This window comes from Streptomyces sp. NPDC000941, from assembly GCF_053599555.1.
The window spans coordinates 1-8,251 of record NZ_JBSFMM010000343.1 but is presented as its reverse complement, the minus strand read 5'-3'; the positions used below and the strand labels follow the sequence as shown (position 1 = coordinate 8,251).

The following is an 8,251-nucleotide window of genomic DNA, read 5'->3' as shown; positions in this document are numbered from 1 at the left end:
CCAGGACGTGCAGGCAGTTCACACAGCAGAAGGTCCAGAAGTCCAGGATCACGATGCTGCCTCGGAAGTCCGCGAGGGACAGTTCCTTGCCGCCGCCCGGCGGTGCCCCCGGCCCGCGCCCCGGCGCCCGTCCGGGTGGCCCGGGACAGGGTCGTGACCAGGGTCAGGGCGGCCGTCCCGGCGGCGCTCCGCGCCCCGGCGGCGAGCGCGCCCCGCGTCCGGGCGGTGCCCGTCCGGCCGGTCCGCGTCCGGGCAACAACCCCTTCACCTCCGGCGGCTCCACCGGTATGGCGCGCCCGCAGGCGCCCCGTCCCGGCGGCGCCCCGCGCCCCGGCGGCCAGGGCGGCGCCGGTCCGCGTCCGCAGGGCGGCCAGGGTGGCGGTCCGCGTCCCGGTGGCGGCCCCGGTGGCGGTCACGGCGGTGGGGCCCGTCCCACCCCGGGCGGGATGCCGCGTCCGCAGGGCGCGCAGGGCGGTGGCCCGCGTCCCGGCGGCGGCCCGCGCCCGAACCCGGGCATGATGCCGCAGCGTCCCGCCGCGGGCCCGCGTCCGGGCCCCGGTGGCGGCGGCGGTCGCGGTCCCGGCGGCGCAGGTCGTCCCGGTGGCGGCGGCGGTCGTCCGGGTGGCGGCGGTGGCTTCGCCGGTCGTCCCGGTGGCGGCGGTGGCGGCGGTGCCCGTCCCGGTTTCGCCGGCCGTCCGGGTGGTCCCGGTGGCGGCGGTGGCGGTGGCGGCTTCGGTGGCGGCGGTGGCCGTCCCGGCTTCGGCGGCCGTCCGGGTGGTCCCGGTGGCCGTGGTGGCACACAGGGCGCCTTCGGCCGTCCCGGTGGTCCGGCGCGTCGTGGCCGTAAGTCGAAGCGGCAGCGTCGCCAGGAGTACGAGGCCATGCAGGCCCCGTCCATCGGCGGCGTGATGCTGCCGCGCGGCAACGGCCAGACGGTCCGGCTGTCGCGGGGTGCCTCGCTCACCGATTTCGCGGAGAAGATCAACGCCAACCCGGCGTCCCTGGTCCAGGTGATGTTCAACCTGGGCGAGATGGTCACCGCGACGCAGTCCGTTGCCGATGAGACGCTGCAGCTCCTCGCCGACGAGATGAACTACAACATCGAGATCGTCAGCCCGGAGGAGGAGGACCGCGAGCTTCTCGAGTCCTTCGACATCGAGTTCGGCGAGAACGAGGGCGGCGAGGAAGCGCTCGTCTCCCGTCCGCCGGTCGTGACCGTCATGGGTCACGTCGACCACGGTAAGACCCGACTGCTGGACGCGATCCGCAAGACGAACGTCATCGCGGGCGAGGCCGGCGGTATCACCCAGCACATCGGTGCGTACCAGGTCACCACCGAGGTCAACGGCGACGACCGGAAGATCACCTTCATTGACACCCCGGGTCACGAGGCGTTCACCGCCATGCGTGCCCGCGGTGCCAAGTCGACCGACATCGCGATCCTCGTGGTGGCGGCCAACGACGGTGTGATGCCCCAGACGGTCGAGGCGCTGAACCACGCCAAGGCGGCCGATGTGCCGATCGTGGTCGCGGTCAACAAGATCGACGTCGAGGGCGCGGACCCGACCAAGGTGCGCGGTCAGCTGACCGAGTACGGCCTGGTGGCCGAGGAGTACGGCGGCGACACCATGTTCGTCGACATCTCCGCCAAGCAGGGTCTGCACATCGACAGCCTCCTGGAGGCCGTCGTCCTCACCGCCGACGCCTCGCTCGACCTGCGGGCCAACCCCGTCCAGGACGCGCAGGGCATCGCGATCGAGGCGCACCTCGACCGCGGCCGCGGCGCCGTGGCCACCGTGCTGGTCCAGCGCGGCACCCTGCGGGTCGGTGACACGATGGTCGCCGGCGACGCGTACGGCCGCGTCCGGGCGATGCTCGACGACAACGGCAACGCCCTGGACGAGGCGGGCCCCTCGACCCCGGTCCTGGTGCTCGGTCTCACCAACGTCCCCGGCGCGGGCGACAACTTCCTCGTCGTCGACGAGGACCGCACCGCCCGCCAGATCGCCGAGAAGCGCGCCGCGCGTGAGCGCAACGCGGCCTTCGCCAAGCGGACCCGCCGGGTGTCGCTCGAGGACCTGGACAAGGTGCTCAAGGCCGGCGAGGTGCAGCAGCTCAACCTCATCATCAAGGGCGACGCGTCCGGTTCGGTCGAGGCCCTGGAGTCCTCGCTGCTCCAGCTCGACGTCGGCGACGAGGTGGACCTGCGCGTGCTGCACCGCGGTGTGGGTGCGGTCACCGAGACCGACATCGACCTGGCGACGGGCTCCGACGCCATCGTCATCGGCTTCAACGTGCGCGCCGAGGGGCGTGCCACGCAGATGGCCGAGCGCGAGGGCGTGGACGTCCGCTACTACTCGATCATCTACCAGGTGATCGAGGAGATCGAGGCGGCCCTGAAGGGCATGCTGAAGCCGGAGTACGAAGAGGTCGAGCTCGGTACGGCGGAGATCCGCGAGGTCTTCCGCTCGTCCAAGCTGGGCAACATCGCGGGTGTTCTCATCCGCTCCGGCGAGGTCAAGCGGAACACCAAGGCGCGCCTCATCCGCGACGGCAAGGTCATCGCGGAGAACCTCAACATCGAGGGTCTGCGCCGCTTCAAGGACGACGTCACCGAGATTCGCGAAGGCTTCGAGGGCGGTATCAACCTCGGCAGCTACAACGACATCAAGATCGACGACGTCATCGCCACCTACGAGATGCGCGAGAAGCCGCGCGGCTGACGCGCTGCTGCTCATCCGGGGCCGGTCGGCGGAGTATTTCCGTCGATCGGCCCCGGCCATTGCGTGTACGGTTTCGAAGAGCCTGCACACCTAAGGCCCCACGGGTGGCTTGACCCGGACTGCATGTATGTAGGGACGCTGTCCTTCGACCTGCTCCTCGGCGACGTTCGGTCGCTCAAGGAGAAACGCTCCGTCGTCCGCCCGATCGTCGCCGAACTGCACCGCCGCTACGCGGTGAGCGTGGCGGAGGTCGGAGACCAGGACCTCTACCGCAGGGTCGAGATCGGCCTCGCGGTGGTCTCGGGGGACGCGAGCCATCTGACGGACGTACTCGACCGCTGCGAGCGCTGGGTCGCCGCACGGCCCGAGGTGGAACTGCTGTCGGTGCGGCGCCGGTTCCACGGCAGCCACGATGAATAGCCGTGTGACTGCATGAATGCTGAGCGTCCCCGACCATCGATTGTCGAACCGAAGAAGAGAGAAGAAGACGCATGACCGACACCGCGCGGGCACGCAAGCTGGCTGACCGCATCCGGGTCGTGGTCGCGGAGACCCTGCAGCGGCGGATCAAGGACCCGCGGCTCGGCTACGTCACGATCACGGACACCCGGGTCACCGGTGACCTGCGGGAGGCGACCGTCTTCTACACGGTCTTCGGTGACGACGAGGAGCGGGCGGCCTCCGCGGCGGCTCTGGAGAGCGCCAAGGGCGTGCTGCGGTCCGAGGTCGGCCGGCAGACCGGAGTGCGCTTCACCCCGTCCCTGACGTTCGTCCCGGACGCGCTGCCGGACAACGCCCGAACGATCGACGACCTGCTCGCCAAGGCCAAGGCGGCGGACGCTCAGGTGCGCGAGGCGTCCTCGGGCGCCACGTACGCCGGTGACGCCGACCCGTACCGGAAGCCCGGAGAGGAACCCGAGGAGGCCGCGGAGGCCGCGGGGGCTGTGGAGGCCGCCGAGGGTCCGGGCGCCGCCGACGGCGCCCGCGACGGCGCCCGCACCGATGGCAAGGGCTCCTCGGACGCATGACGCGCAAGGGACGGGCCGGCTCCACGGCCCCGGACGGCCTGGTGATCGTCGACAAGCCGGCCGGATTCACCTCACACGACGTCGTGGCCAAGATGCGCCGCTTCGCCGGGACCCGGCGGGTCGGCCACGCCGGGACGCTGGACCCCATGGCCACGGGCGTGCTCGTGATCGGCGTGGAGAAGGCCACCCGGCTGCTCGGGCATCTGGCGCTGACCGAGAAGGAGTACGGGGCGACGATCCGGCTCGGCCAGACGACCGTCACGGACGACGCGGAGGGGGAGATCACCTCCTCCGCCGGCGTCGCCGGGACGGCCCTGACCGCCGTCGAGGCCGTTGAGGCCGTTGAGGCCGTCAAGGCCAGGATTGCCGCGCTGACCGGGGACATCATGCAGGTACCCGCCAAGGTCAGCGCGATCAAGATCGACGGCAAGCGCTCCTACGCACGGGCGCGGGAGGGCGAGGACTTCGAGATCCCGGCACGGCCGGTGACCGTGTCGTCCTTCATCCTCCACGCGCACCGCGAGGCCAAGGCGGAGGACGGCACCCCCGTCCTCGACCTGGACGTCACCGTGGTGTGCTCCTCGGGCACCTACATCCGGGCGCTGGCCCGCGACCTGGGCGCCGGTCTTGGCGTCGGCGGCCATCTGACCGCGCTGCGGCGCACCAGGGTCGGTCCGTACGGGCTGGCCGCCGCCAGGACGCTGCCGCAGCTGGAGGAGTCCCTTCAGATCATGCCCATCGCCGAGGCCGCGGCCGCCGCCTTCCCGCGCTGGGACGTCGACGAGGACCGGGCCCGGCTGCTGGGCAACGGCGTACGGATCGGCATGCCGGCGCGGGAGGAGACCGGGCCGGTGGCGGTCTTCGGTCCGGAGGGGCGCTTTCTGGCCCTGGTGGAGGAGCACGAGGGCAAGGCGAAGAGCCTGGCCGTGTTCGCCTGAGGCCGCCTGCCTCAGGGGTGCTGCCCGAGGCGTGGCCCCCTTGGGCCGCTCCGCACCGCGGGGCGGCCTTCGCCGTTCCGCGGTGCGTCGCGCCCCCCTTTACCCCCCTAGGGTCTCTGTCCACCCCAACGCCCGAATTCACCCCATCGAGCAGGCGCTCAGGAGGGTTGGCGGGAGTGGAAGGGGGCGCGTTCCGGAGTGTGGGCACCGCTGTCACCTGCACGGACGCCGGTCCGGGCGGCTCGTGGTGCCGACCGATGCGAAGCGCACGCCGACGACATGGCAGTCTTAGACCTGCGAAGTGGACAGACATGAGTTCGGGCGAGGAGCGGGCACAGTGCAGCGCTGGCGTGGCTTGGAGGACATCCCCGAGGACTGGGGACGCAGCGTCGTCACCATCGGCTCCTATGACGGGGTGCACCGGGGACACCAGGTGATCATCAGCCGTACGGTGGCGCGCGCTCGTGAGCTGGGCGTACCGGCGGTCGTGGTGACCTTCGACCCGCACCCCAGCGAGGTCGTGCGGCCGGGCAGCCACCCGCCGCTGCTCGCCCCGCACCACCGGCGGGCCGAGCTGATGGCCGGTCTTGGCGTGGACGCGGTGCTGATCCTGCCGTTCACGGCGGAGTTCTCCCGGCTGTCGCCCGGCGACTTCGTGGTGAAGGTGCTGGTCGACAAGTTGCACGCGCGGGCCGTGGTGGAGGGCCCGAACTTCCGCTTCGGCCACAAGGCCGCCGGGAACGTCGCGTTTCTGCAGGAGCTCGGCACGACGTACGACTACGAGGTCGAGCTCGTCGACCTGTACCAGCGCGGGGCGGCGGGCGGCGGCGAGCCGTTCTCCTCCACCCTGGTGCGCCGACTGGTTGCCGAGGGAGACGTCGCGGGCGCCGTGGAGGTCCTGGGGCGGCCACACCGCGTCGAGGGCGTGGTGGTGCGCGGCGCCCAGCGCGGGCGCGAGCTCGGCTTTCCGACGGCCAACCTGGAGACGCTGCCGCACACCGCGATCCCGGCCGACGGGGTGTACGCGGGCTGGCTGACCGCCCAGGGCGAGGCCATGCCGGCGGCGATCTCGGTCGGCACGAACCCGCAGTTCGACGGTACGGAGCGCACGGTCGAGGCGTACGCGATCGACCGCGTGGGCCTGGACCTGTACGGCCTGCACGTCGAGGTGGACTTCCTCGCCTATCTGCGCGGCCAGGAGACGTTCTCGTCCATCGAGGCCCTGCTCGAGCGCATGGCGGTCGACGTGAAGCGGGCCCGTGAGCTGGTCGAGGCCGCCGACTCTCCCGAGGCCGCCTTCCGGGTCGGCGACAGCTGCTGACGCTGCCTGCGCGGCGGCGGCCCAGGCGGCGACCGGACGACGAAGACGAAGACGCCGGGCGGGCTGGATCCATCCAGCCCGCCCGGCGTCTTCGTACCTGCCTCGCCGGCGCCGCGCTCAGCCCTGGGGCCCGCCCGGCTGCTGCTGCCAGCCCTGCCACGGCTGCCCGGGCTGGCCGGGCTGTCCCGGCTGCTGGGCCTGCTGTCCCGGCTGCGCCGCGCCCGGATAGGGCTGCTGAGGCTGCTGCTGCCAGCCCTGCTGCGGTGCACCCGGGTAACCGGGCTGGGCGGGCTGACCGGGCTGCGGATACCCGGGCTGTGGCTGACCGGGCTGACCGGGCTGACCGGGCTGCGGGTACCCCGGCTGTCCCGGGTACTGGGGCTGGTGCTGCTGCGGGTACGGCTGCTGAGGCTGCTGCCCGTACGCGTCGCCGTGCTGCTGCCCCGGCAGCGGCGGAGCCATCTGCGGCGGCTGCTGGCTGCCGTCCGCCGTCCACAGCCCCTGTGCCTGCTGCGCGCGGGCGAAGTCCTCGGCGACCATGGCGGAGAGGTTGAAGTACGCCTCCCGGGTCTTGGGCCGCATCATGTCCAGGTCCACCTCCGCGCCCGCCGCCAGATGCTCGTCGAACGGCACGACGATCACGCCCCGGCACCGGGTCTCGAAGTGCGACACGATGTCCTCGACCTTGATCGTCTTGCCGGTCTCCCGGACCCCGGAGATGACCGTGAGGCTGCGCGAGACCAGATCGGCGTAGCCGTGGGCGGAGAGCCAGTCGAGGGTGGTGCTGGCGCTGCTGGCGCCGTCCACGGAGGGGGTGGAGATGATGATCAGCTGGTCGGCGAGGTCGAGGACCCCGCGCATGGCGCTGTAGAGCAGGCCGGTGCCCGAGTCGGTGAGGATGATCGGGTACTGCTTGCCCAGCACGTCGATGACGCGGCGGTAGTCCTCGTCGTTGAAGGTCGTCGAGACCGCCGGGTCCACGTCGTTGGCCAGGATCTCCAGACCGGAGGCCGCCTGCGAGGTGAACCGCCGGATGTCCATGTAGCTGTTGAGATACGGGATCGCGGTCACCAGGTCGCGGATCGTCGCCCCCGTCTCGCGGCGCACCCTGCGGCCGAGCGTGCCCGCGTCCGGGTTGGCGTCGATCGCGATGACCTTGTCCTGCCGCTCGCTGGCGAGGGTGGAGCCCAGGGCGGTGGTCGTGGTGGTCTTGCCCACGCCGCCCTTGAGGCTGATCACCGCGATGCGGTAGCAGGACAGGACGGGCGTACGGATCAGCTCGAGCTTGCGCTGCCGCTCGGCCTCCTCCTTCTTGCCACCGATCTTGAACCGCGAGGGCCCGCTGTTGTTGTTCTTCTTGGGCTTCTGCTTGCCGCGGAGCAGCCGGTCCGAGGACAGCTCGACCGCGGCGGTGTAGCCGAGCGGGGCCCCCGCGCCGCCCGCCGGGCGCTGCCGCTGCTCAGGGTTGATGACGGGCCAGCCGCCGGTGCGCGGGTCGAGGGGGGAGTCGTTGTTGTCACTGCTTGGCGTGTTCGCGGCCTCGCCGGGACGCGGGTAGCCGTAGCCGTCCTGCGGGTTCTGCTGCGGGTAGCCGTAAACGGCCTGGGGGCCGGGCGCGGCGGGGCCGGGCTGCCCGGTCTGCGCGGCGGCGGGGGTGCCACCGGTGGGGGGCGCGTCGGCGGGGCGCGGGAAGCCGTAGCCGCCCGGCTGGCCCTGCGGGCCGGGTGCGCTGGGTCCCTGTGCGCCCGGGCCCTGGCCCTGCGGCTGTTGCGGGTTTCCGGGTCCGGCGGCCGGGCCGGGGAAGCCGTAGCCGCCCTGCTGCGGGCCTGCCGGGGGCTGGCCGACGGCCGGGGGCGTGGGCTGTGCGGGATTCGGGACGGGGGCTCCGGGCTGCGGGTATCCGTAACCACGGTTGTCGGGACCGGGCTGCGCCGGACCGCCCGGCGGCACGGCGCCGTGCGGACCAGGCGCGTTCATGGCCTGGGGCGGTACGGCCTGCCCGGCGATCGGGGTGCCGGGGACAGGGGTGCCGGGGATCGGGGTGCCGTCGACCGGAGTGCTGTCAACGGGGCGCGGGAAGCCGTAGCCACCCTGCGGGCCCTGCGGGCCGGGTGCGGCCGGTCCCTGCGCGCCCGGGCCTTGCGGCTGTTGCTGTGGGTTTCCGGGTCCGGCGGCCGGGCCGGGGAAGCCGTAGCCGCCCTGCTGCGGGCCCGCCGGGGCCTGGCCGGGGGCCGCCGGGGA

The 8,251-nt window shown here is 72.7% G+C and carries 5 protein-coding genes and 1 pseudogene; 5 read left to right on the top strand and 1 reads right to left on the bottom strand.

The window, feature by feature from the left end; genetic code table 11:
• Nucleotides 1-83: 83 nt before the first annotated feature.
• The 5 genes and pseudogenes from infB to ACWDSL_RS50170 form a co-directional block, all read left to right on the top strand.
• Nucleotides 84-2,723: pseudogene (gene infB, locus ACWDSL_RS50190) on the top strand (translation initiation factor IF-2); the annotation flags it as partial.
• Between the two features lie 123 nt (nucleotides 2,724-2,846).
• Complete coding sequence (locus tag ACWDSL_RS50185) at nucleotides 2,847-3,143, top strand: DUF503 domain-containing protein (RefSeq protein ID WP_089510703.1); 297 nt, start codon at nucleotides 2,847-2,849, stop codon at nucleotides 3,141-3,143.
• A gap of 71 nt (nucleotides 3,144-3,214) precedes the next feature.
• Nucleotides 3,215-3,751, top strand: a complete 537-nt coding sequence (rbfA, locus tag ACWDSL_RS50180; RefSeq protein ID WP_450496064.1) for a 30S ribosome-binding factor RbfA — start codon at nucleotides 3,215-3,217, stop codon at nucleotides 3,749-3,751.
• Nucleotides 3,748-4,689 (top strand): tRNA pseudouridine(55) synthase TruB, encoded by a 942-nt coding sequence (truB, locus tag ACWDSL_RS50175; RefSeq protein WP_450496062.1) that lies wholly within the window; start codon nucleotides 3,748-3,750, stop codon nucleotides 4,687-4,689. Before rbfA ends, truB begins: the two co-directional genes overlap by 4 nt.
• A gap of 337 nt (nucleotides 4,690-5,026) precedes the next feature.
• Nucleotides 5,027-6,010 (top strand): bifunctional riboflavin kinase/FAD synthetase, encoded by a 984-nt coding sequence (locus tag ACWDSL_RS50170; protein ID WP_450496060.1) that lies wholly within the window; start codon nucleotides 5,027-5,029, stop codon nucleotides 6,008-6,010.
• A gap of 117 nt (nucleotides 6,011-6,127) precedes the next feature.
• On the opposite strand, the gene ACWDSL_RS50165 is transcribed toward ACWDSL_RS50170, so the two are convergent.
• Nucleotides 6,128-8,251: nucleotide-binding protein (locus ACWDSL_RS50165; protein ID WP_450496058.1), on the bottom strand; the 2,124-nt coding region annotated here is incomplete at its 5' end.

What these genes read in the sequence shown, in the direction of transcription:
- ACWDSL_RS50185 (WP_089510703.1), top strand. Translation starts at nt 2,847, where the DNA reads ATGTATGTAGGGACGCTGTCCTTCGACCTGCTCCTCGGCGACGTTCGG.
- truB (WP_450496062.1), top strand. Translation starts at nt 3,748, where the DNA reads ATGACGCGCAAGGGACGGGCCGGCTCCACGGCCCCGGACGGCCTGGTG.
- rbfA (WP_450496064.1), top strand. Translation starts at nt 3,215, where the DNA reads ATGACCGACACCGCGCGGGCACGCAAGCTGGCTGACCGCATCCGGGTC.